The sequence below is a fragment of the Micromonospora vinacea genome (genome assembly GCF_015751785.1).
Classification (GTDB): domain Bacteria; phylum Actinomycetota; class Actinomycetes; order Mycobacteriales; family Micromonosporaceae; genus Micromonospora; species Micromonospora vinacea.
Genome location: NZ_JADOTY010000001.1, coordinates 7,105,925 through 7,129,572 on the forward strand (window position 1 = coordinate 7,105,925; position 23,648 = coordinate 7,129,572).

General features: G+C 70.1%; 18 protein-coding genes. 9 read left to right on the top strand and 9 right to left on the bottom strand.

What is annotated here, in order from left to right; all coding sequences use genetic code 11:
- Positions 1–667 precede the first annotated feature (667 nt).
- Entirely contained in the window at positions 668–2,461 is a 1,794-nt protein-coding gene (locus IW249_RS33005) for a hypothetical protein (RefSeq protein ID WP_307788789.1), read from the top strand.
- A 293-nt stretch (positions 2,462–2,754) separates the two neighbouring features.
- A complete protein-coding gene (locus IW249_RS33010) occupies positions 2,755–4,413 on the top strand; it encodes a hypothetical protein (protein WP_196924359.1) in 1,659 nt (552 codons plus the stop codon).
- Between the two features lie 85 nt (positions 4,414–4,498).
- Here the strand turns inward: IW249_RS33010 and pulA are convergent, their stop codons facing one another.
- The 5 genes from pulA to IW249_RS33035 form a co-directional block, all read right to left on the bottom strand.
- Complete coding sequence (gene pulA / locus IW249_RS33015) at positions 4,499–9,994, bottom strand: pullulanase-type alpha-1,6-glucosidase (protein ID WP_196924360.1); 5,496 nt, start codon at positions 9,992–9,994, stop codon at positions 4,499–4,501.
- Positions 9,995–10,104: 110 nt separating this feature from the next.
- Positions 10,105–10,782, bottom strand: coding sequence for a cellulose binding domain-containing protein (locus IW249_RS33020; protein ID WP_196924361.1), 678 nt, complete (start codon positions 10,780–10,782; stop codon positions 10,105–10,107).
- Positions 10,783–10,892: 110 nt separating this feature from the next.
- Positions 10,893–11,576, bottom strand: coding sequence for a hypothetical protein (locus IW249_RS33025; RefSeq protein WP_196924362.1), 684 nt, complete (start codon positions 11,574–11,576; stop codon positions 10,893–10,895).
- Between the two features lie 98 nt (positions 11,577–11,674).
- On the bottom strand, positions 11,675–12,064 hold the full coding sequence (locus IW249_RS33030; protein WP_196924363.1) for a DUF6841 family protein: 390 nt from the start codon (positions 12,062–12,064) through the stop codon (positions 11,675–11,677).
- 37 nt (positions 12,065–12,101) lie between these two features.
- Complete coding sequence (locus tag IW249_RS33035; RefSeq protein WP_196924364.1) at positions 12,102–12,872, bottom strand: hypothetical protein; 771 nt, start codon at positions 12,870–12,872, stop codon at positions 12,102–12,104.
- A gap of 19 nt (positions 12,873–12,891) precedes the next feature.
- Here IW249_RS33035 and IW249_RS33040 point away from each other — a divergent pair, with 19 nt between their 5' ends.
- The 3 genes from IW249_RS33040 (at position 12,892) to IW249_RS33050 (ending at position 14,931) form a co-directional block, all read left to right on the top strand.
- Positions 12,892–13,080: a hypothetical protein gene (locus IW249_RS33040; RefSeq protein ID WP_112582944.1), complete on the top strand. Its 189-nt coding sequence runs from the start codon at positions 12,892–12,894 to the stop codon at positions 13,078–13,080.
- A 269-nt stretch (positions 13,081–13,349) separates the two neighbouring features.
- Positions 13,350–13,673 carry an alpha/beta fold hydrolase gene (locus tag IW249_RS33045; RefSeq protein WP_196924365.1) on the top strand — a complete coding sequence of 108 codons (324 nt, stop codon included), beginning with the start codon at positions 13,350–13,352 and terminating at the stop codon, positions 13,671–13,673.
- 142 nt (positions 13,674–13,815) lie between these two features.
- A complete protein-coding gene (locus IW249_RS33050; protein ID WP_196924366.1) occupies positions 13,816–14,931 on the top strand; it encodes an FUSC family protein in 1,116 nt (371 codons plus the stop codon).
- Between the two features lie 4 nt (positions 14,932–14,935).
- Here IW249_RS33050 and IW249_RS33055 read toward each other — a convergent pair whose 3' ends face one another.
- From IW249_RS33055 to IW249_RS33065, 3 genes are read right to left on the bottom strand one after another with little or no spacing between them, the layout of a single operon-like run.
- On the bottom strand, positions 14,936–15,880 hold the full coding sequence (locus tag IW249_RS33055) for a hypothetical protein (RefSeq protein ID WP_196924367.1): 945 nt from the start codon (positions 15,878–15,880) through the stop codon (positions 14,936–14,938).
- Complete coding sequence (locus tag IW249_RS33060; protein WP_196924368.1) at positions 15,877–16,368, bottom strand: hypothetical protein; 492 nt, start codon at positions 16,366–16,368, stop codon at positions 15,877–15,879. The genes IW249_RS33055 and IW249_RS33060 overlap by 4 nt, the downstream gene beginning before the upstream one ends.
- Positions 16,369–16,371: 3 nt before the next feature.
- On the bottom strand, positions 16,372–17,592 hold the full coding sequence (locus tag IW249_RS33065; RefSeq protein WP_196924369.1) for a macrolide family glycosyltransferase: 1,221 nt from the start codon (positions 17,590–17,592) through the stop codon (positions 16,372–16,374).
- Positions 17,593–18,226: 634 nt separating this feature from the next.
- Between IW249_RS33065 and IW249_RS33070 the strand changes: the two genes are divergently transcribed.
- Positions 18,227–18,886, top strand: coding sequence for a C39 family peptidase (locus IW249_RS33070; protein ID WP_196924370.1), 660 nt, complete (start codon positions 18,227–18,229; stop codon positions 18,884–18,886).
- 68 nt (positions 18,887–18,954) lie between these two features.
- Here the strand turns inward: IW249_RS33070 and IW249_RS33075 are convergent, their stop codons facing one another.
- Positions 18,955–19,713: a DedA family protein gene (locus IW249_RS33075; protein WP_307788790.1), complete on the bottom strand. Its 759-nt coding sequence runs from the start codon at positions 19,711–19,713 to the stop codon at positions 18,955–18,957.
- A 212-nt stretch (positions 19,714–19,925) separates the two neighbouring features.
- Here IW249_RS33075 and IW249_RS33080 point away from each other — a divergent pair, with 212 nt between their 5' ends.
- The 3 genes from IW249_RS33080 to IW249_RS35125 all read left to right on the top strand — a co-directional run bounded on the left by IW249_RS33080 (position 19,926) and on the right by IW249_RS35125 (position 23,355).
- Positions 19,926–22,778, top strand: coding sequence for an aconitate hydratase (locus IW249_RS33080; protein ID WP_196924371.1), 2,853 nt, complete (start codon positions 19,926–19,928; stop codon positions 22,776–22,778).
- Between the two features lie 119 nt (positions 22,779–22,897).
- Positions 22,898–23,173 (top strand): type II toxin-antitoxin system Phd/YefM family antitoxin, encoded by a 276-nt coding sequence (locus IW249_RS33085; RefSeq protein ID WP_196924372.1) that lies wholly within the window; start codon positions 22,898–22,900, stop codon positions 23,171–23,173.
- A complete protein-coding gene (locus tag IW249_RS35125; RefSeq protein WP_372433017.1) occupies positions 23,170–23,355 on the top strand; it encodes a PIN domain-containing protein in 186 nt (61 codons plus the stop codon). The genes IW249_RS33085 and IW249_RS35125 overlap by 4 nt, the downstream gene beginning before the upstream one ends.
- Positions 23,356–23,648 lie beyond the last annotated feature (293 nt).

A 23,648-nucleotide genomic window follows, 5' to 3' on the forward strand; every position in this document is an offset into this window, starting at 1 on the left:
CGACGGCCGTACCGGCGCACCGACAGCGACAGCGACACCGGCTGCGACACATCGGCGCCCGACCCCGCACCGTCGACCCGCAAACCGGCGGCGGCGGCACACGGGCCGACACTCGCACACCAGAGGCGACACCCGCACGGCCGCGCCGACAGCCGCACACCGGTGGCCAGCCACACGGCCGCGCGAACACCGTCACCTGCGCGCCGTTGAGCGCCGACACCCGCACACCGGCGGCGACACCCACACGGCCCCGCCGACAGCCGCACCCCGGTGGCCAGCCACACCGCCCCACCGACACCGGCACACCGGTGGCGACGGCCTGCACGGGGCCGTGGCGAGGTTCGGCTGGCCCAGCGGCGTCGTCCGTCGATGTTTGTGCTACTCAGGCCCTTTCCAGCCGGCCCGGCCCGGTTGCCCGCGGTCATCTGACCTGCGTCAAATGCGTGGTTATCTCGGATAAGTCCGCATCGCGAAGATGGTTCTCATACGGTGGGGATCAGTAGCTGCAAACCCATTTGTAGCTGGTCGTGGCGCCTCGGGCGGTGCGATCCCGTCTGGTAGCAGGAAAGGGCGGAAGGCTCTGATGTCCAACGACGTAACGAGTACCGACGGCGGGGCCTCGGCAGCTCCGCCGACACGGCGAAGGCGGGCGCTCTGGGTCGCCGGCGTGGCTGGGCTGACCGGCGTGGTCGGCCTGGCGGCCCTCGGCGGCATCGCCGCTCGGGACGACAAGCCAAAGGCCGACCAGGTGTCCGACGGGCAACCGTCGACCAACCGGCAGAACGTCAGCGACGACGGCGGCGCGGCCAAGGGCGGCACCAAGGACGACGGCGGTCAGGACGACGAGTGGAGCGGCGACGACTGGAGCGGCTTCGACGACCGGTCCGGCAAGGATGGCGAGGACCGCAGGGACGGAAAGCACGACGAGAAGGACCGCACCAAGCAGGTCCCGTGCGACTCCGACAAGCTGATCCAGGCGATCACGTTCGCCAACAACAAGGACGGCGGCGTGCTGGAGCTGGCCAAGGGCTGCACCTACACCCTGACTCGCAACCAGGACGGCAACGGCCTCCCGGTGATCACCGAGAACATCACCCTCAAGGGCGAGCACACCACCATCGGCCGCGAGGCCACTGCCGACTACTTCCGCATCCTCAACGTCGGCGCCGGCGGGCAGCTCACTCTCAAGGGCCTGAGCATCAGGGGTGGCCAGACCCTTCAGTCCCCGATGACCGCCGACCCGGCGACGGTCTGGGCGCCGTACTCGGCAGTGGTCCGCTCCACCGTTTCCAAGCCGACCGCAGCCAAGCCGGCCGCCACGGCAGCGAAGCCTGCCGCCACGACCGCCAAGCCGGCAGCCGCCGCAGCCAAGGCCGCCAAGCCGGCAGCCGCCGCAGCCAGGGCCGCCGCCAAGCCGGTGGCAGCGAAAGCAGCGGCAGCCAAGGCCCCGGCGACGGCGACCAAGGCCGCACCAACGGCCACCAAGGCCCCGACGGCCACCAAGCCGCTAGCCGCAGCCGCCAAGCCCGCCGCGGCGACAGCCGCCAAGCCGGTAGCGGCTGCCGGGCCGGCGGTGGCGCCGCTGGTCGAGCAGCCTGGGTTCACCGACGGCGCCGGGGTGCTGGTGCAGCCCGGTGGTCGGGCGGAGATCCTGGACAGCGAGTTGCTCTACAACCAGTCCGGCGGCAACGGCGGCGGGCTGGCCAACTTCGGCAGCACGAGGCTCAGCAAGACGACTGTCGCTCACAACACTGCCTTCTTCTTCGGCGGCGGCATCTTCAACGCCGGCGTACTCCAGGTCGACGAGTCGAAGATCAAGGACAACACCGGGATCATCGGCGGCGGTGGCATCTCCAACGGTGCGGCGCGGATCTTCACCGAGGACGTCGACGGCGGCTCGGTCTGGGTCCACAAGAGCGAGATCACCGACAACGAGACGCTCGGCTTCGGTGGCGGCGTCCTGGATGTCGAGGGCACCACGACGTTGCACCAGAGCACGGTCAGCGGCAACACCGCGGTCCTCGCCGGTGGTGGCGTCGCGGTGGCCGACAGCCAGCTCACCCTCAAGGACGCCACGGTGGCCAAGAACAGCACCGCTGGCGTGGGTGGCGGCCTGGCCGTGGCCTTCGACAGCGTCGCGACGATCGAGAACAGCAGGATCAAGGACAACACGGCGGGCTTCTTCGGTGCCGGCCTCTACAACGAGGACAGCATCACCACGCTGCGCGACAGCGAGGTGACGGGCAACCGGGCTGTCGGCCCGTTCGGCAGCGGTGGCGGCATCTACAACACCGACGGCGGCGAGGTCAGCCTCCACCGGACGAAGGTGACGCACAACTTCGCCACCCTGCCGCCCGGCGGGATCTCCAACGGCCTCTTCAGCCAGGTGCGGCTGGACGACGAGTCAGTGGTGTCCGCCAACCGCCCCACCAACTGCCTGAACGTTCCCGAGTGCTTCTGACCGGAACGGGTGGCTGATCCACATAGAGGGCGCGCCTCTCCGAGCCGTGAACGGCTCGGAGGGGCGTACCCATTTGGGCAGGTCAGGGGCTTGCCGGCCGGCTAGGGCCACGCTGCGTCGGTCCGGCCTCGCTGGGGGCAACATGAACCGAATGTGGGCTTCTCTCGGATAAGCCCGCGAGGCGAGGAACCTTCTCATACGGTGGTTTTGGGAGCTACAACCGATTTGTAGCAGGGGACACCCGTCTGACGGCGGCGACCCTGTCTGGTACGAGGAGAGGGCAGAGAGCTCCGATGTCCAACTACCTAACGAACAAAGAAGCCTCCGGGCGGGCGACGGCCAAGAGCCGCCGCAAGCTCTGGCTCGCCAGTGGCGTGGCCGGTTTGACAGGCGTGATCAGTCTCGCGGCGGTGGGCGTCGCGGGCAGCGCCGGAGCGGTCGGCCTCAACTGGAACACCGCGCAGGTCAGCAAGGACGGCGACCAGCGGGGTGACGAGGCGCGCGACTGGGACAAGGACGAGGACCGGAACAAGGACCAGGACAAGGACAAGGACCGGGACAAGGACCACGAGCGCGGGAAGGAGGTGCCCTGCGACACCGACAAGCTGATTCAGGCGATCGTGTTCGCCAACAACAAGCACGGCGGTGTGCTGGAGCTGGCCAAGGGCTGCACCTACAACCTGAGCCGCAACGACTACCAGGGCAACGGCCTGCCGGTGATCACCGAGCGAATCACGCTCAAGGGCGAGCACACCACGATCTCCCGGGAAGCCACAGCCGACTACTTCCGCATCCTCAACGTCGGTGCCGGTGGTCACCTCACCATCAAGGGCCTGACCATCAAGGGTGGCCAGACCCTCGAACGGTTCAACAGCGTCGAGCCGGCGGCCGTCTGGGCGTCCTACTCGGATTCCGAGGCGATCGCGGCGCAGGTGAAGGCGGGCGTCCCGCTGAACCAGGCGCTCACCGCCCGTCAGGCCAACCCGAAGGCCGGCCTGACGGCGACGCCGAAGGTGACGCCCAAGGCCGCGCCGACCGCGAAGGCGGGTGTCGTCACGCCGCTCGTGGAGTACCCGGACGCCACCGACGGCGCCGGAATCCTGGTCCAGCCGGGTGGCACCGCCGAGATCCTGGAGTCCGAGGTCGTCCTGAACCAGTCGGGCGGCAACGGTGGTGGCGTGGCCAACTTCGGCACCACGAAGATCTGGCACAGCACCGTCACCCGTAACACCGCCTTCTTCTTCGGTGGCGGTGTGTTCAACGCCGGCCTGCTCAAGGTCGAGGAGTCGAAGATCAAGGACAACACCGCCATCATCGGTGGTGGCGGTATCTCCAACGGCGCTGCGCGGATCTTCGCCGACGACGTCGACGGCGGTACGGTCGAGCTCAAGAAGGCCGAGATCACCGACAACGAGACGCTCGGCTTCGGTGGTGGCTACCTCGACATCGAAGGCAACACCACGGCGTACGAGAGCAAGTTCGTCTCGAACACCGCGGTTCTCGCCGGTGGCGGTATCGCCGCAGCTGACAGCCAGCTGAACCTGCACCACGCCACGATCGAGAAGAACAGCACCGCCGGTGTCGGTGGCGGTGTGGCCATCGCCTTCGACAGCGTGGCCACCTTCGAGAAGAGCAGCATCAAGGACAACACCGCCGGCTTCTTCGGCGGCGGGCTCTTCAACGTCGGCAGCGTCACCACGCTGCGCGACAGCGAGGTCGTCGGCAACCGGGCCATCGGCCCGATCGGGGTCGGCGGCGGCATCTTCAACATCTTCGGCGAGGTCAACCTGTCGAAGACGAAGGTCGCCCACAACTTCTCCACCTTCGAGCCGGGCGGTGTCTTCAGCTTCTTCGGAGACGTGAACGTGGACGACAAGTCCGCCATCACCGCGAACCGTCCGACCAACTGCCTGGCCATCCCGGGCGGCACGATCGACAACTGCTTCGCCTGATTGCTCACCCTCGGGTGACGACGGCGTAGCGCCAGCACAACGGACCGGCCCCCTTCCGCGAGACGCGGAAGGGGGCCGGTTCACGTCACTTCTGGACGAATACCGCCACGCTGCGCGCCGGCACCGTGAACGTGCCGGCGGCCGTGTCGAACGCCGCGGTACGCAGCACCGGGTCGGCCGAGTCGACAAGCACCGGGTGCAGTGCCACGTCCGCTCCGCGCAGTCCGGTGACCGTCTGGGTGGCCGCCGACGGGGTGCCGTTGAAGACGACTGTCAGCGACTTCCACGGCCCGCCCAGCCCACCGGCGTCCAGGGTCATGGTCAGCACCCCCGGCGTCTCCTGCGCACCGGAGAGCGGGAACGCCACCCGCCGCTGCACCTGCTCGGCGGTAGCCAGACCGAACACCGGCGAGGACGCCCGGATGCGCAGCAACTCGGCGTACCGGGCGTCGGTGGTGTTGATCGCCGCGCAGTCCGGCACCAGCGCCGGGTCGGCCAGCAGCGGCTTCGCGTACGACCACTTGTCCTCATTGTCGGGCGCGGGCGGCAGACCGGCGCCGAACCCGTTGCCCCGTTCACAGCCCCAGCGGATCTGGTTGAACCAGTCACCGGAGTTGTACGAGTTGCGGTCCAGCGACTTCGACCGCAGCCGTTCGGTGCCGGCGGTGACGAACCCGGTGCCCTGTCCCAGCACCACAGTGCCCAGCGCCAGCACCTGCATCCGGGAGCGGTCCGCCGCGGTGGTGGCCTGCGGCAGTTTGTACGCCAACGCGTCGTACAGGATCTCGTTGTCGTGCGCGTCGGCGTAGGTGACGGCCTCCCCCGGTGCGGCGGTGTAGCCGGCCGGGGAGCCGTTGTAGTCCACCTGCTCCCCGGTGACCTGCCGCCCGGCGGTGTCGGTGAACCGGTAGCCGCGCAGGTTACCGGTGAGCCCCACCTTGATCAGGTCGTGGGCGTGCAGCAGCCGGGCCTTCTGCTCGGCCGGTGACCCGTTGACCGCGTCGCCGTTCGGGTCGGTGTAGAGCCCGGAGGCGAAACCCTGCACCCGGGGGTTGGCGTCGAACGGTCCACCACCGCGCACCGCGTCGCGCAGCCGGTCGTTGAAGGTGCCGATGCCGGTTCCGGCCATGTTGGCCTGGGTGGCCTGCACGAAACGCGCGTCGTTGGCGACCTCACCGAAGTTCCAGCCCTCGCCGTAGAGCAGGATCGACCGGCCGTCCACGCCGTCGCGGGCGACTGTCAACCGGTCCAGTGCCGCCCGGACGGCCAGGATGTTCGCCTTGGGGTGGTGGCCCATCAGGTCGAAGCGGAAGCCGTCCACCTTGTACTGCCGGGACCAGGTGACCAGCGAGTCGACCACCAGCTTGCCCATCATGGCGTGCTCGGGAGCGGTGTTGGCGCAGCAGGTGGAGTTGGCCACTGTGCCGTCCTCCAGCAGCCGGTGGTAGTAGCCGGGCACGATCTGGTCGAGCACCGACTTCGCGTCGGTGCCGGCCGCGGACGTGTGGTTGTAGACCACGTCCATGACCACCCGCAGCCCGGCGTCGTTCGCCCCGGCGACCATCCGCCGGAACTCGGTGGTCCGCGCCGCCCCGACCGGGTCGACGGCGTAGCCGCCCTCGGGCACTGTGTAGTGCAGCGGGTCGTACCCCCAGTTGTAGCCGTCGGTCTCGGCGACCGCCGCCACGCACTTCTGCTGCTCGGCCGAGTCCGGTGGGAGCGCCGCCAGGTCGCACGCCGGCTGGCGCTGGTCGGCCCGCTTCTCGGGGATCGTCGCGAAGTCGAACGCCGGCAGCAGGTGCAGGTGGGTGACCCCGGCGTCACCGAGCGCCCGCAGATGGGTCATCCCGGCGGTCTTCGGATCGGTGAACGCCAGGAACGTTCCCCGCCGCTCGGCCGGCACTGTGTCGTCGGCGATGGAGAAGTCCCGCACTGACAGCTCGGTGATCTGTGCCTTCGCGGGCGGCACCGGCGCCGGTTTCCGCAGCGTGCGCCACCCGGGAGGGGCCAGCGCCGGGTCGTTCAGGTCGACGAGTTGGCTGTGCGTGGAGTCCGCGGCGAGGGCCACCGAGTACGGGTCGGTGACCGACGCGGTGACCATTCGCTGCGCCGCCGGCTGCCACGCCCGCACCTCGTACCGGTAGAACTTGCCGGTCCAGGAGCGGTCTCCGCGCACCGACCAGACGCCGGTGCTGTCGTCGCGGCGCATCGGCACCGTCTTCGGCGCGGCGGTGGGTGAGTCGAACAGTTGCAGACGCACGCTGCCGGCGGTGGGCGCCCACAGCGCGAGGCTCGGCGTCCGGCCCGAGAACGTGGGCCCGAGGGTGGCGTCGGTCGCCCGGGAGTACACGTCGTCGAGCACGCCGGGGATCTGCACGCCGGTCGCGGCGAGCAGCGCACCCTCGGCGTCGCGTTCGGTGACCAGCAACTGCCCCCGCAGCGCCGCCGGGACCTTGGCCAGGACCGCCCGGTCCAGGGCGAAGCTACGGTACGACCACAGGTGCGGGAACCTGTCGCGTTGGGCCTCGGTGAGCCCGTTGCGCTGCGCCCGCAGCGGCAACGTGGTGTACGTGCCGGTCAGCTCGCCGTCGACCACGCTGACCCCGCCGGTGGGCGCGGCGACCAGCGCGTACGTCTTGCCGTCGGTCGGCGGGGTCTGCCACGCCACTGTGGACCTGTCGATCCAGTGCGCCTTCTGCTTGCTGATGTCGGTGTCTCCGCTGGCGGTGGTGGCCGTCGACGGCAGCAGGCGGCCCGGTGTGGCGGCGAGCAGCCACACCTCCCGGCCGGCGCTGGCGAAGTCGAGCCGCTGGTCGTCGGGCAGGTCCTTGGTGTCGCCCTGGTGGATGATGTAGTTCAGGCCGGTGGCACCGGCCGCCAGCGGCACCCGGAACACCGCCCCGAACGCGTCGACGGACGTCGGCCGCAGCGGGGCGGACCACTCGGTCGGGTTGGCCGCGCCGTCCCACAGGTGCAGGCCCCAGCCGTCGTAGTTGCCGTCGGCCCGCCGGTAGTGCAGAACAGCGGTGCCCTCCTCGACCGACGGGTCCGGCTCACCGGTGGCCGCCTGCCTGCTCGGGTAGATCGCCGGGTCGCCCTGCTTGAGCCAGATCTCGCCGGTCTGGGTGACGTCGATGCTGCGGTCCTGGGCGACGTCCTTCGTACCAGCCTTGTCGACCACCAGGAAGTTCACCGACGTGGCACCCGGCTTGAGTTTCACCCAGGCGAACCGGCCGTAGGAGTCCTCCCCGGCGAACGGCTGCCCCTTCGGCCACTCGGTGACGTACGCCGGGTCGATGTCCCCCCAGGCGTACAGCCCCCAGTCGTCGTACCCCCCGGCGGGGCGCTGGTAGTGCACCACCGCCCACTCCCGGGAGCTGCCCTGCGGCGGGGTGCCCACGACGGCGGTGGACCGGGCGGTGGCGGTACGGCCTCTGCCGTCGCGGACCACCGCCTTGTACTCGACAGGGGTACCCCCGGCCAGCCCGGTCAGGTCGTGCTGCACCGTGTACGGGGCGTGGCCGGCGCTGCCCAGCAGCGTCCACCGGCCGCCGGCCACGCGGGCCGCGACGGTGACGGTGGCCAGCGGGTCGCCGGTCACCCGGGCGTTGACCGCTGCCCGGGTGGCGACCGGCGCGTCCGGAGCCGGGCTGCTGATGGTGATGGTCGGTTTGTCGGCCGCCGGTGCGATGGGGCTGCCGGCGCGGTACACCACCGCCGACAGCGGCTGCACGGTGAGGCTCAGCTCGCCGTTGCTGCCGGCCTGTTCGTCTTCCGAGCCGCCGTAGATGCCGGTGAAGGTGGCGCCGGCCGACCAGGTGTCCACCGTGACAGTCTGCGCGGTGTCGGCGTTGTTCACTGCCACCACGTACTCGGTGCGGTCGGCCGGGGCGATCCGGGAGGCGGCGAAGACGCCCGGCCCGTCGGCCGCGTACCGGGTGACCTGCACACCGTCGCGCAGCGCCGGGTGGGCCTGGCGCAGCCGTCCCAGGTCGGCGATGGTCCGGTACAGCGGGTGGGCCCTGTCGAACTGGTCGCTGGCGTGGGTGCGGTCGGTGCCGAGCAGGTCGTCGTCGAGGTAGTCGGGAACCTTCGACGCGAACATGTCCTGGCGGGCGTCCTTGTCCCCGCCCGGGCCGGTGAAGCCCTGTTCGTCGCCGGAGTAGACCACCGGCTGGCCACGGGTCAGGAACATCAACTGGTGCGCGAGCTGGTCGCGACGCAGGTGGCTGGCCGGGTCGCTGCCACCACCGGCGATGAACGAACCGATCCGGCCCATGTCGTGGTTGCCGAGGAAGGTGGTCAACCGGCCGGCGTCGGTGTTCCGGGCCGCGTAGAGGTCGTCGCGGGCGTACACGTCGGCGAGCGCCTTCGCGGAGCCGGCGCCGGCGGTGAAGCCCCGCGCGGCCTCCTGGAAGGCGAAGTCGAGGGTGGCCGGCAGGCCACCCTGCCGGACGTAGTTGGAGCTGATCTCCGGGTCGGCGCTGTACACCTCGCCGAACATGAAGAAGTCCTTCTTGCCGGCCTTCTCGGCGGCCCGCTCGATGCCCTGGCTGAACTGCGGCCAGAAATCCATGTTGACGTGCTTCACGGTGTCCAACCGGAACCCGTCGACGCCGGTCGCGCCGATCCAGTCCCCGTACGCCTTGGTCAGGCCCCGGACCACCTCGGGACGCTCGGTCCACAGGTCGTCGAGGCCGAAGAAGTCGCCGTACTCGCTGTTCTCACCGGCGAAGGTGGAGTCACCCCGGTTGTGGTACATGGTGACGTCGTTCAGCCAGGCCGGGACCTTGACGCTCGCGTCCTTCGGCTCGGCGAACGTCGGCGTGTACGGGAAGGACTCCTGGTCGACCGGCGGGAACGCGCGGCTGCCGTCGGCGTAGTTGCGGTCCTCGAACGCCCGGCCCTGCGCGTCGGTGTACGGCGCTGTCGCCTTGTCCACGTACGCGTACTTGTCCTCGGCGTACTTGATGACGTCGGCGGTGTGGTTGACGATCACGTCGAGGTAGATCTTGATGCCACGCTGGTGGGCGAGCTTGACCAGCCGCTTCATCTCCTCCATGGTGCCGAAGTGCGGGTCCACCTGGGTGAAGTCGGTGATCCAGTAGCCGTGGTAGCCGGCCGAGACGTCGTTGCCGGCACCCTGCACCGGCCGGTTCTTGAAGATCGGGGCGAGCCAGATGGCGGTGGTGCCCATCCCCTGGATGTAGTCCAACTTGTCGATGACGCCCTTGAGGTCGCCGCCGTGGTAGAAGCCTTTGTCGGTAGGGTCGAGGCCGGTCCGCAGTCGGTCGCCGGTGAGGCCGCCCCTGTCGTTGCGGGGGTCTCCGTTGGCGAACCGGTCCGGCAGGACGAAGTAGAACTGCTCGGCCCGGGCGGAGTTGCCGCCGGCCTTGAGCAGCGCCTCGGCTGTGGGTTCGGCACGCCACTGGGTTGCGCCGCCGATCGCGAGTGGGGCGCCGTCGGACGGTTGGGGGCCCGCGGCGGCGGGACGTACGGCGACCGGAGCGCCGACGAGCGTGACGGTGAGCAGGGAGGCAAGGGCCAGCAGGGCGGTGCGCGGTATCGGCGGGGGTTTCATCGACGCCTTCCTCTGGTCGCTGATTGGCCGCACGCTAACCCTTGCCGAAACATTCTGCAATACCTTGCAAACATGGTCGCAACAAAGCAGCATCCTTGCGGAAGCACCGCTCAGAGACCGTCGCAGCGCACCCCGTCCACAGTGCACTCCCGTGGGCTGCTGGACGCCCGCTCCATGTGGAACCGCAGCGCCACCGAACCGCCGGGCGACACCTCGACCCCGCTGACGTACGTGAAGCCGCCGTCGCTCTCCCGGATCGTCCCCTGTGGGACACCCTCCACCCAGGCCGTCACCAGCCGTCCGCCGGAGAACTCCAACCGCACCGTCCAACCACGGCTCCGCGCGGACGCATTGACCATCGCCACCTCGCCGATGAAACCCCCGTCGAAGCTCTGCACCACCCGGTACCGCCCGGTCATCGCCGGCTGACCCGACGACGCCCGACTCGGCGACCGCGTCGCCGTCGGCCTCCCGCTCGAACCGACCGTCGGGTCGGCCGACGGTGAACCGGACGCGGCGCTCGGCGGCAGCCCACTCGCACGGCCGGATATCCCCGGCAGCGCCGGCACTGGTGACGCCACCGACGTGGGCGCGCTCGGCGCCACCACCGCGGACGGCACCGGCAGCGCCGGCGGCCGCGCGCCGTCCGGCGCGGGGCTACGTCCCCGGTACGCGCCCAGGGCCACGAAGAGCAGGACCACCATCACGACGACACCGGCGCCCACCACGATCCAGGGCGACGTGGCGATCGCGACCGGACCGTGCGGCGGGCGCGGAACACGGCGCATGCCGGACATGTACCTCCCTCAGCGGACCGTCCGGGCAGCGTAGCGATCGACGCCCGGGCCGGAAAGCCTCGGCGGCGCGGTGCCGCAGTGCCAGCGAGCCGGCTCCCAGCTCAGCCGATCCGGCAGTCGACCCCGTTGATCGTGCACCTGTGCGGCCGTTCCGCCGACTCACCCCAGCCGACGCGCAGCCGCACCGTCCGAGAGTCACCCGGTCCCAGCGAACGGGTGCCGCGCAACACGAACTCCCCGTCCCCGCGCCCCCGCACCGAGACGCCCGAGTCATCACCCACTCGCAGAGCCCACGTGTCGTCGTCGTACGCCAACTCCACCTGCCAGTCCACCGACTGACTCGACTCGTTGGCGATCGACAGCACCGCCGCGTCTCCGTCCCAGCCGTCCGTACCGACCTCGTACCGAGCATTGACCGTGTCGTCCGCCGGTGCCGTCGGCGCTATCAGGACGCTCGTCCGCCCCGGAGTCGGCGAGCCGGCCGCGGTGGCCCGCGGCGACGGTGTCCGACTACTACTGCGCGACGGTCGCGGCGACACCGAGCGCCGCTCCACACCGGCCGGGGTCGGCCCACCGGTGGCCGACGCGGCGGCCGGCACGGTCGGCAGGAACGCCGGAGGCGCGGCCTGCGGCGGGGCGTCCCGCTCCCTGGTCCGGAACGACAACAGTGCGATCACCAGGAGCACCACCAGCGCGCACACACCGAGCAGCACCACGATCCACGGCACCGACGCCAACACCCGCGCCGCCCGCGAAGCTGCCGCACCATCCGGCCGCACCGCCATCAGGTCTCCCCTCGTCCCCCACCGACGCGACAGCGTAGCCAGCGCCGCACGGACCGGAAACCGGGCGGGTACGGATCGGGCCGACCGGCCCCGGTCGGTCAGCCCGTCCGGACGACAGTGCAGATCAGTGGACCGTCATCCGAGATACGCAGCAGGTAGCGGTACCGCTCCCCGGGCACCGCCTGCCCCCGACTGTCCAGGAACTCCCACTCCACCGCCACCAGCGTCAGCAGCGCGGAGACCGGCTGCACATCCTCGATCCGGGCATGCGCCGCTACCAACTCCCGGTCCTGGTAGTCCGGCGCGGCGCCCACGAAGGAGAGCGCCACCGCCGCCGCGGACGTGAACGAGAAGCTGTACGTGTCGGCCACCACCAACCCTGGCAGGGCGTAACAACCGGCGATGGCCGGCAGGTCGCCGGAGGTCAACGCCACGCCGTACCGGTCGAAGAAGTCGGCCAACGTGTCAAGATCCGTGGAGGCGTTCACGGTCACAGCAATTGCCGGTCACCGCACAGGTCAAACCTCAACGCGGCGGCACCCGCACCTCGATCTCCGAACCCAACCGGGCGTCGGCGGCCAGACCAAGGTCGTCCCCACTCCAGAACCGCCCCGGGTCGTACCAGTTCGGACGCCGGCCCGCCGGTAACAACCCCATGGCCTCGTAGGTCACGGCCACCACCTCGGCGCAGTACGCCGTCTCCAAAGCCCGGTCCCGCTCCCCCGCCGATCGGGCGCGGTCGGCGCGGTCGGTCGAGTTGGCGCGGTCGGCCTGGTCGGGCGGGGTCGGTCGGGGTGTCGGCTGGCCGAGGCGCGACAGCGCCGACAGCCGACCGAGGTGCGGCAGGTTGGGCAGCCGGCCGGGGCGCGGCAGCGCCGGCACCCGACCACGGGCCCAGCGCCACGCCAACTGCGCGGTCGACGGGAACGGCGTACCGTCCAGCCGCGCGATCGTCCGCAGCACCGCCCGCTCCATCTCCGCGTCGACAGGCGGGTCGAGCTGCCGCAGCCAGGCCCGTTGGCCGTACCGGTTGGCCCAGACGCAGACCGCGTCCCGCAGGTCGTGCAGCTGGACACCACGCTGGTGGCTGCCCGACCACAGGTCCGGCAACGACCTGCCCAACTCCGCGTGCCACATCAGCGGGGGCATGTCGTCCAGCACCACCGCCATCCCGACGTGGTTCACCGGGCTGTTGGTGGTGAACTGGATCGCCCGGTCCGGCACGCTGCGACCCCGGAACACCCACACGTCACCGGTGCGGGTCAACTCGACGGCCTCATCCAGGCTGATGCTCATGAGGGTCTAGCCTAGGCCGATGCGGCAACGAATGCGGTGGTGGAAGGTTCTCGGGCTGGCCGGGCTCGCCGGCGTCGCGGCGTCCGGTGTGGTCATCGCGCGGGCCGAACGGCGGCGGCGCGCGTACACCCCGGAGGAGATCCGGCAGCGACTCCTGGAGCGGCACGCCCAGGCCGGCGACGCCGCGAAGCCCGGCGATCCGGCCTGACCCGCTGTCCCTTGTAGATCGCTTGGGTCAACCGGGCAGGTCGATGATCGATACGATCAGGCCACGACGTCGCCCGTCGCACAACGACCCTTCGTCCTGTCCACCCCGGCCGCGCCGGTCGAACGACACGGCAACGTCGACCTGCACCTGCCCACCCACACCGCTCCCGCCGTCGTGGTGGTGCACGGCGCTCCGCTGCCACCGAGGCGCCCGACCCTCGCGACTGGCTGCTCTACCGCGGCTACGGCTCGCTGCTCGCCGCGAGCGGCGTGGTCACCGCGCTGGTCAGCTACCAGGTGTCCGAGCTGTCGGCGCTGCCCGCCGCAGCCGACGAGATCGCCGCGATGGTCGAACAGGTCCGCGCCGATCCGCGCGTCGACGGCGAGCGGGTGGTGCTGTGGTTCTTCTCCGGCGGCGGCCTCTTCGCGGCCGACTGGCTCCGCGTCCCGCCACCGTGGCTACGCGGGATCGCACTGACGTACCCGCTGCTCATCCCGTTCCCCGGCTGGGAGGTCGACGCTCGGTTCCTGCCGGTCGAAGCCCTCAGCGCCGGCACGGGCGTGCCACTCCTGGAACTCCTCGGCGCCGGCTGACCCACCCCGCGGGCCGAATACCCCTCATGTGCGGATGCGGAGGCTTCCATCGCTGCCGCACCAGATTGGGGATCTCTCGCACCCGACGTTCGCCGCCGTACGACGATCGTGGGAGAGCTGATCGGTGGTGGGGGGGTGAGAGGTGCGCGGCAGACGTCGGGGTGCCCGACCGGCGGAGAGTGCGCTGCGCGAAGGCCGGGAGGCCTACGAACGGCTTCGCACCTACCTCATCCTCGCGGTGCAGGCGGGGCTGGCCGCCGGCTTGGCCTGGTTTATTGCCAGCGATGTGCTGCACAATCCGCAGCCGCTGTTCGCACCCGCCGCCGCGGTCGGCACCATCGCGGCGGCCATCGGCAATCGGGCCCGTCGCACTCTGGAACTTCTCGCCGGGGTGTTCCTGGGGGTGCTGGTCGGAAACGGGATCGTACGGTTCATCGGGGCGGGACCAATACAGACCGGTGTGGTCGTGGCACTGGCCATTTCGGCGGCAGCCGTCTTTCGCGGCAACGGCGCCGTCATGGTGCAGGCGGGAAGCACCGCGGTCCTGCTCGGCACAGTGTCTCCGGACCGGCCGGACCTGGCCGTGCCCCGGACGGCGAATGCGCTGGTCGGTGTGGTGGTGGCCATCGTGGTGGCCTTGCTGATCCTGCCGCTCAATCCGGTGCGGATCGTGCACCGCGCCGCTGGCCCGACAGTCGATGCCATCGCCCGGGAGATGACAGCCATCGCCAACGCGCTGGCTCAGCGCGACGCGCGGCAGGCCGAGGACGCCCTACAGCGACTGCGTGCGGCAGAGGCGCAACGACGGAACACCGGCGATGTGGTCGCCGCAGCATGCGAAGTCGCGATTCTCTCACCGTGGCGGAGGAGACGGCTGGGCATCTTGCGTCGGTACGGGCGGGCGGCCGAACACCTTGAACTCGCCTACACCAGCAGCCGCGAGATGGTGCAGTGGGCGGTGTCGGCACTACACGCCCGGGAGACGCTGCCGGCCGGTCTCTCCACGGCGATCGAGCACTTCGGCCAGGCGTTCAGGCTCCTGCATCGTGACTTCCTGGCCGGACGAGAGCCGGACCGCGCGCGGAAGCGAGCGCTTCAGGTGATCAGTGACATCGACGAGGCGTGTGCCGAGGGTGTCGGGTCCTCCGGAGCTGTCGTCGTCGCGCAACTGCGGGTTGTCGTCAGTCAACTGCTCCAGATCTCCGGGCTCCCCCAGACGGAAGCGAATCAGCAGGCCGGTTTGAATGCCGACGTGTGAGCGCTCAGGGCAACGGGCCGTCGGTCTCCGCCGTCAGGCTGAGCCGATCCCGGATCAGCGCGAGCACAGTGTCGGTGGTCCGGTCGAGGTGGCTGCGCCCGTCGGGTAGGCGAGCCTCCGGGGCGATGTAGCTGCGGGGGCCAATGTGCGTGGCGGGGTCGAGCCGATGCACGGTGATCTTTCCTTCGCGGTCGGCCCGGTTCCATCCGCTCCAGCGGAACAGCCGCCACCGCTGCGGGAAGATCCAGGTGCCGACTCGTTCGATCCAGTCGCCGGCACTGGTGAGCCGGTAGAGGTGCTGGGCGTGGGTGATGTCGTTGGCACCGTTGTGGAACCCACCGAGAGTGATCAGCCAGAGCGGAGTGCGTAATTGGGACCACAGTTCGTTCACCGCACCGCTGGCGACCTGGGCGCCACCGCTGTAGCTGAGCAACACCACGGGTATGCCGCTGTCCGGCAGGTAACCGGCGACCTGGAGCTCGGTGGCGATCTGCGCACCGACGGCACGGTTGTACAGGGGCCGGTAGCGGCGGTCGGCGGCGACGAAGATCTGCATCACGTTGTGCAGGAACAGCAGCAGCCCGATGTGGCGGCGCACCCAGGTCCAGACCGGCCGGTCGGCGAGCGGCACGGCCAGCGGGGAGTAGGGCTGCACCTGGCCCAGCACCCGGAGCTCCGGCGCTCGGTTGATCAGACTCTTGACCAGTCGGCCACCATCGCGGGTGTCGTGGAAACGGCGTTTCCCGATGCCGTCCAGATAGACCAGGTAGGCATCCGGAGGGCGGTCCGGATCGGCCCCGCGGGCGTAGGACATGCCCTCGGGGCGGGAGATGGTGGGTGTGCGCCATCCTGCGGCGTAGACCAGCACCTCGTAGCGGGCGAGCAGGGCCTCGGCGATCAGCACCAGTCCCAGCCCGCCGAGCAGCAGCAGGAGCGCCAGTCCGATCACGCGACTGGCTCCGGTGCTCGTCTGGTGTTGAGCTTCACGACGAGGCGGCGGACGGCCTCGACGGAGACGCCGAGCGCGATTCCCGCGATCGTTACGCAGCCGGCGGCCTCCCACCAGCCAACTCCGGCCACCGTGGCGAGTGCACCGGCGAGGCCGGCCCCCACCCCAACCATGAGCACCAGGTGCAGTAGTGGCCCGAGAAGCGGGAACGCGAGGACGCCGGCAAGCACCAGCGGCGCAGCCAGGCCGGGTGTCCAGACGAGCGCGGCCTCGTCGGACGCCGAGGTCGGCAGCACCAGACCGGCAACGGCCCACGCCGACAGCGGCCAGAGCGCGAACACCGCGCCGTCGACGATCGCGCCCGCCAGCAACAGGCTGACCACCCGCGCGTGCGACACGCCGGACAGGCGTGCCACCACCGGGAGGAGACGCCCGGCGGCCTCGGACAGCCCGGCGGCCAGCAGCAGGATGGCGACGACGGGAGACATCGGTCAGCCCTGTGGTGGCAGATCGAGGGCGCCCGGCCGAGTGACCGAGCCGGTCTGCTGCACGAAGTGCTCGAGTACGTCGGCGGCACGCGCGTAGCCGCCCGCCTGACGCTGGGCGGCCTGCAGGGTGCTTGCGGCGGCGCGGAATCGAGGCTCGTCGAGCAGACGCTGAGCGAGGGCCCGCACGACCTCCACCGTGACGTCGTCGGTACGGATCGACAGGCCGGCGTCGAGCTCGACGATGCGGGAAGCCACCAGCAGTTGGTCGGCGCCCTGCGGCACGACCAGCATCGGAGTTCCGGCGTACAGGGCCTCGTTGACGCTGTTCACCCCGCCGTGGGTGATGAACAGCGCCGCGCGGGCCAGCACCTCCAACTGCGGTACGGAACGGTAGGCGAGCACGTTGTCAGGTAGCGGGCCAAGCGCGGCGGGATCGGTGTGTCCGGTGGACATGATCACGGTGCCACCCAGCGGGGCGAGCGCAGCGGCGAAGGTGCGTAGCAGCTGCGGGGCGTCGAACACCGTGCCCATCGAGGCGTACATCACCGGGTCCCGCAATCGATCGACCGGGAACGACGAGTCTGCTGGGCGGGCACCGATGCTCGGTCCGACGAACTGGTAGGACTGGTCGAAACTGTCCGCCTCGGGGTGGAACGCCCGCGAGGTGTAGACCAGGTTGAGCGGCTGACGGATGTTGGCCAGGTCGATCAGGGGCAACGCGCCCGTGTCGTACCGGCGGCGCAGCTTCCATCGAGACCTCAGGTACCCAGCGGTGGGACGGGGAAGGGCCGCCGCCGCGCTGAGCAGCTCCCAGGAGCCGCGGGTCGGGCTGGGTACGTGCCGGTTGAAGGCGAACGTGGTGAACGACGATGCGGGCGGCACGCCGAGTTCCCGGGCGGCCACCGGCCCCCACGGGCAGAGGGAGTCGTGGACGATCAGATCGGGTCGAGTGCCCCGCAGATCGGTGAGGACGGCGGGCAGCACGCGTACGGCGGTACGCGCGAGCTGCTCCAGCACCGTGACGGGCGTCGGCGGGCCGGAGAGCGGTACGTCGTCACCCGAGTAGAGGAGCACTCGCGCCCCGGTCGCGGCGATCTGCTCGGCATGGGCCGCCGTCGTGTGGTACGTGACGGAGTGACCACGACGAACAAGCTCGCCCACAACGGGCAATGTCGGGTTGATGTGCCCGTGCATGGCAATGTTCAGGAATGCCACTGCGCTCATCGGCCGACCCCGGGCGGGGAAGGAGTCAGAGCCCGGCACATTGCAGCGTCCATGATCCGCCCCTCTCGGTCAGAGCCTAGATGTTGCCCGGTGGCAACGCGTCGGGGACCAGGTACTCGACTCATCAGCGGCCGGTTCCGCGTGATCGTGCTCGAAGACGGGCATGATCCACTCGACTTCGTTGAAGTCGGGATATCCCCGTCACCCAGACCCGGCGGTTTCCGTGAACGCGAGTCGATCACGGCGCCTTGTCCGCCGTGTCGGGTCCGGCAGGCGGGGTGGGCTGGGCGGGTTGTCCGGTTTGGGCCGCGCTGTCGGGTGGTCGGGGCCACCCCGACGGTGGAATCGGCGGCCGGCCGGGGTCGTTATACCTGGCATGCCACCGCGACCATCGGGTCGTGGGGCGCGGCAGCCGCCGGGAACACCTGGCAGGCCGCCCCGGTTACATCCCCCGCACGGCCGAGCACCACAACGGCCAACCCCCTGCGGGAATGACCCGCCACCGCGAACGGTTACACCCTGTCCCGACGCCGACCCCCTTCTCGCGGGTCGCCGGGCAACAAGACTTTCCCCGCACGGCACACACCCCCCGAACTGTCGTGCGGGCACCCCCGATGCAGAGGAGCACGCCATCATGCGTACCGATCTGATCCGTAAGACCGCCCTGACCGCCGCCGGCCTCGCGTTCACCGGTGGCGCCATCGCCGGACCGGTGACCGCCGCGTACGCCGCGTCGGATGCCAAGCCGGCCACCCAGACCCAGACCGACCGCAAGCCCGCCAGTGAGCGTCAGCTCGGTGTGCGCTACGAGGCCCAGCCGAACTTCTACTACTGCGGCCCCGCCGCCACCCGTAACGCCCTGAGCGTGCAGGGCAAGGACATCAGCGTGGACGCCATGGCCAAGGAGATGGGCACCACCGAGGCCGGCACCAACTCCATCAACGACATCACCCCCGTGCTGAACAAGGAGACCGGCAAGAACGACGCCTACCACAGCGTGGAGATCTCCAGCCCCAACGCCGACGGCAAGCAGACCGACCAGCTGCGCGCCGACATCGTCAAGACCGTCGACGACGGCCGGGCCGTGGTCGCCAACATCGCCGGCACCAGCGTCGACACCGACGGCGGCGTGCACTCCTTCGAGGGCGGGCACTACATCAGCGTCGTCGGCTACCGCGACGGCGGGAACGTGGTGAAGATCGCCGACTCCGCCGATGCGAACACCGCCTCCTACGAGGTCACCGTCGAGCACCTCGCCGACTGGATCGCCACCCGCGGCTACGCCACCAGCTGACCCACCGCACCACACGAAACGAAAGGGCCGGACCCCACCACGGGGTCCGGCCCTTCGGCATGCCCAGGTCAGTCGCCCGCGCGGCTCGGCTCAACGCCGGAGGCCACCACAGCCGCCTTCCCGCCGGAGGCCGCCGCAACAGACCGACCGCCCGAAGCCGCCCCAACAGACTGACCACCGGAAGCCACCTCGGCGGCTTCCACGCCGGAGGCGCCGTCGGCCGACTCGACGCGGTGGGCGCGTCGGCGCAGCCACCAGGTGCTGCCGAGCCCGGCGAGCACAGCGAGGACCAACCCCGCCCAGGAGATGTCCTTCAGCCAGTGTTCGGCCGCCCGGCCGACGGAGTAGAGCAGGTACGTCGTGCCGAAGGCCCAGACCAACCCGCCGGCCGCGTTGGCCAGCAGGAAGCGGCGGTACGGCACGTGCAGCGCACCGGCGAGCGGCCCGGCGAGGATCCGCAGCAGTGCCACGAACCGACCGAAGAAGACCGCCCAGACGCCATGCCGCGCGAAGCTCTGTTCGGCACGGGCGAGTTGCGCCGGGCCCAGGTGTTTGGGGAACCGTCTGCCCAGTCGGGCGAGGAGCGGACGACCGCCGCGTCGGCCGATGGCGTACCCGACCGAGTCGCCGGCGATGGCCCCGAACGCCGCCGCGCTGGCCACCCACTCCGGCTCCACCACGCCGGTGGCGGCGAGCAGTGCGGAGCTGACCAGGACGATCTCGCCGGGCAGCGGGACGCCCATGCTCTCCACGCCGATCACCCCGGCGACGAGCAGGTAGACCACGCCCGGGGGCAGTGCCGAGAGCCAGTGCTGAACGTCAATCACTCGGCACCCCTTCCGATCGGCCCCGACCCTACCCCGCCGATCTGACGACGCGCCGTGGTCGTGGGCCGCCCCGACCCTGACGCCAGGTTGCGCATATAGCAAGACGGACGTACGGTTTTGTTGGAAGCGGAATCGGCGGGTAAGTGTCACCTAACCTCGGCGGCACCCCGGCCGGTGCGACAGACTGCTCAGGACTACTCACGGTCGCTGGTGTGAAGGAGTACGACGTGGCGAGCCTCGACACCTTCGGTGCGAAGACCCAGCTACGCGTCGGAGACGCGAGCTACGAGATTTTCAAGATCGACAAGGTGGACGGCCACGCGCGGTTGCCGTACAGCCTGAAGATCCTGCTGGAAAACCTGCTGCGGACCGAGGACGGCGCGAACATCACCGCCGACCACATCCGCCAGCTCGGCGGGTGGGACTCCACCGCCGCCCCGAGCGTGGAGATCCAGTTCACCCCGGCGCGGGTCCTGATGCAGGACTTCACCGGCGTGCCCTGCGTGGTCGACCTGGCCACCATGCGCGAGGCCGTGCGTGACCTGGGCGGCGACGCCAGCAAGGTCAACCCCCTCGCCCCGGCCGAGCTGGTCATCGACCACTCGGTCATCGCCGACCTGTTCGGTCGCGAGGACGCGTTCGCCCGCAACGTCGAGCTGGAGTACGAGCGCAACAAGGAGCGCTACCAGTTCCTGCGCTGGGGTCAGACCGCGTTCAACGAGTTCAAGGTCGTCCCGCCGGGCACCGGCATCGTGCACCAGGTCAACATCGAGTACCTGGCCCGCACCATCATGGAGCGCAACGGCCAGGCGTACCCGGACACCGTGGTCGGCACCGACTCGCACACCACCATGGTCAACGGCCTGGGCGTGCTGGGCTGGGGCGTCGGCGGTATCGAGGCCGAGGCCGCGATGCTCGGCCAGCCGGTCAGCATGCTGATCCCCCGGGTGGTGGGCTTCAAGCTCTCCGGCGAGATGCCGGCCGGCACCACCGCCACCGACCTGGTGCTGACGATCACCGAGATGCTGCGCAAGCACGGTGTGGTCGGCAAGTTCGTCGAGTTCTACGGCCCCGGCGTGGGCGCCGTGCCGCTGGCCAACCGGGCCACCATCGGCAACATGTCCCCGGAGTACGGCTCCACCGTGGCGATCTTCCCGATCGACGCGGAGACGATCCGCTACCTGGAGCTGACCGGTCGCGACGCCGCGCAGGTCGCGCTCGTCGAGGCGTACGCCAAGGAGCAGGGCCTCTGGCACGACCCGGACGCCGAGCCGGAGTACTCCGAGCGCCTGGAGCTGGACCTGGGTTCCATCGAGCCGTCGCTCGCCGGCCCGAAGCGCCCGCAGGACCGGGTGCCGCTGGGCGCCGCGAAGACGCTGTTCCGCTCCGCGTTGACCGACTACGTGGCCGACGACTCCGTCGGTGAGCGTGACCTCAAGCCGGGTGTCCCCCGCGAGGAGCTGCCGCGCGGCGCCAACGGTCCGGCCGACGAGGCCAGCGCCGAGTCCTTCCCGGCCAGCGACCCGCCGGCCAACGAGTTCAGCGACCCGGCCGACGAGCCGCGTGACCTGGAGACCGCTGCGGTGGGCGCGGGCGGCCGGGCCAGCCACCCGGTCCGGGTCACCGGCGCCGACGGCGTCGAGTACGAGCTGGACCACGGCGCCGTGGTGATCGCCGCGATCACCTCCTGCACCAACACGTCCAACCCGCAGGTGATGATCGGTGCCGCGCTGCTGGCCCGCAACGCCGTGGAGAAGGGCCTGACCCGCAAGCCGTGGGTGAAGACCACCCTGGCACCCGGGTCGAAGGTCGTCATGGACTACTACGAGCGGGCCGGCCTCACGCCGTACCTGGACAAGCTCGGCTTCAACCTGGTCGGCTACGGCTGCACCACCTGCATCGGCAACTCGGGCCCGCTGCCCGAGGAGGTGTCCGCCGCGGTCAACGAGCACGACCTGTCGGTGGTCTCGGTGCTCTCGGGCAACCGGAACTTCGAGGGCCGGATCAACCCGGACGTCAAGATGAACTACCTGGCGTCGCCGCCCCTGGTGGTCGCCTACGCCCTCGCCGGCACCATGGACATCGACCTGGCCAACGAGCCGATCGGTGAGGACTCCGATGGCAACCCGGTCTACCTGCGCGAGATCTGGCCGAACAGCGCCGAGATCCAGGACGTCATCGCCCAGGCGATCGGCGCCACCGGTTTCAGCGCCGCGTACGCCGATGTCTTCGCCGGCGACGAACGGTGGCAGTCGCTGCCGACCCCGACCGGCGACACCTTCGCCTGGGAAAACGACTCCACCTACGTGCGCAAGCCCCCGTACTTCGAAGGCATGCAGCAGGAGCCGAGCCCGGTCGTGGACATCTCCGCCGCCCGGGTGCTGGCCAAGCTGGGTGACTCGGTGACCACCGACCACATCTCGCCGGCTGGCGCGATCAAGGCGGACTCGCCGGCCGGCACGTACCTGGCCGAGCACGGCGTGCCGCGTCACGAGTTCAACTCGTACGGTTCCCGCCGCGGTAACCACGAGGTGATGATCCGGGGCACCTTCGCCAACATCCGGCTGCGCAACCAGCTGGTGCCCGGGGTGGAGGGCGGTTTCACCGTCAACCACCTCACCGGCGAGAAGACCTCGATCTACGACGCCTCGGTGGCCTACCAGGAGGCCGGCATCCCGCTGGTCGTGCTGGCCGGCAAGGAGTACGGCTCGGGCTCGTCGCGGGACTGGGCGGCCAAGGGCACCATGCTGCTGGGCGTCCGGGCGGTCATCGCCGAGTCGTACGAGCGGATCCACCGCTCGAACCTGATCGGGATGGGCGTGCTGCCGCTGCAGTTCCCGGTGGACGTCACCGCCGAGTCGCTCGGCCTGACCGGCACCGAGACGTTCACCATCACCGGGGTGACCGCCCTGAACGACGGTGAGACCCCGCGCACCGTGCAGGTCAGCACCGACACCGGCGTCGAGTTCGACGCCGTGGTGCGGATCGACACCCCCGGTGAGGCGGACTACTACCGGCACGGCGGCATCCTGCAGTACGTGCTGCGCCGCATGATCGCCAACTGACGTACCGACGTCACCAGGCTCCTTCCCGCCCTCGGCGGGAGGGAGCCTGCGTCGTTCCCGGGTCGCTCCTCGTACCGGGCCCCGCCACGGGCTAACCTCTTAGCTAAGGAGGTGGCACGGTGGCCGGTGAAGCTGCGGCGCAGTTCAACATCCACGATGCGAAGACGAACCTGTCACGCATCATCGAACGGGTCGAGCACGGCGAGGAGATCGTGATCAGCCGGGCCGGCAACCCGGTCGCCAAGGTCATTCCTCTTCGTCGTACGACACGCACCGGTCGCGGGTCTCTGCGCGGTGCGCTGGATCTCACCGGTGACTGGGATTCCGACGAGGTCAACGACGAGGTGGCTCGCGACTTCGGGCTGCCCGGCCGACCTCGCCGAACGGCTCCGTGACGCCGAACTGCGGGAACTCCCGATCCGCCACGATCACGCCATCGTGGCTGGTCGGCTACCGGGCGATCCACCGGGATCCCTTCGACCGGATGCTGGTCGCGCAGGCCCTGCACGAGGGGCTGACCCTGGTCACCCGGGACGACCGAATCCAGAAGTACGACGTACCGATCCTGGTGGCCTGACTCCCATCCGCCCACCGATGTGCTCGTCGGCCCGGTCGATCAATGCCCGGCGCCCAACGGGGTGAACGCTCGGAGATCAGCGTGTGTCGAGCGAGAAGATCGCGCCGATCTTGCGGTTTCGGTCGTCGACATGGGCGGGATGCCCCTTGTGTCGGGACAGAAGATGCAAGATCGCGGAGCGGGGACAGACCGGGCCCGTCGATCATGGAGTTGTGGTGCCTGGTTTGGCAGTTCACGGGGGCTTTGTTGCCCACCACAACTCCATGATCGACGAGGCGGTGCCGGTCCAGATG

Coding starts and splice junctions, on each gene's coding strand:
- IW249_RS33010 (WP_196924359.1), top strand. CDS start 2,755: ATGTCCAACTACCTAACGAACAAAGAAGCCTCCGGGCGGGCGACGGCC.
- pulA (WP_196924360.1), bottom strand. CDS start 9,994: ATGAAACCCCCGCCGATACCGCGCACCGCCCTGCTGGCCCTTGCCTCC.
- IW249_RS33020 (WP_196924361.1), bottom strand. CDS start 10,782: ATGCGCCGTGTTCCGCGCCCGCCGCACGGTCCGGTCGCGATCGCCACG.
- IW249_RS33025 (WP_196924362.1), bottom strand. CDS start 11,576: ATGGCGGTGCGGCCGGATGGTGCGGCAGCTTCGCGGGCGGCGCGGGTG.
- IW249_RS33035 (WP_196924364.1), bottom strand. CDS start 12,872: ATGAGCATCAGCCTGGATGAGGCCGTCGAGTTGACCCGCACCGGTGAC.
- IW249_RS33040 (WP_112582944.1), top strand. CDS start 12,892: ATGCGGCAACGAATGCGGTGGTGGAAGGTTCTCGGGCTGGCCGGGCTC.
- IW249_RS33060 (WP_196924368.1), bottom strand. CDS start 16,368: ATGTCTCCCGTCGTCGCCATCCTGCTGCTGGCCGCCGGGCTGTCCGAG.
- IW249_RS33065 (WP_196924369.1), bottom strand. CDS start 17,592: ATGAGCGCAGTGGCATTCCTGAACATTGCCATGCACGGGCACATCAAC.
- IW249_RS33070 (WP_196924370.1), top strand. CDS start 18,227: ATGCGTACCGATCTGATCCGTAAGACCGCCCTGACCGCCGCCGGCCTC.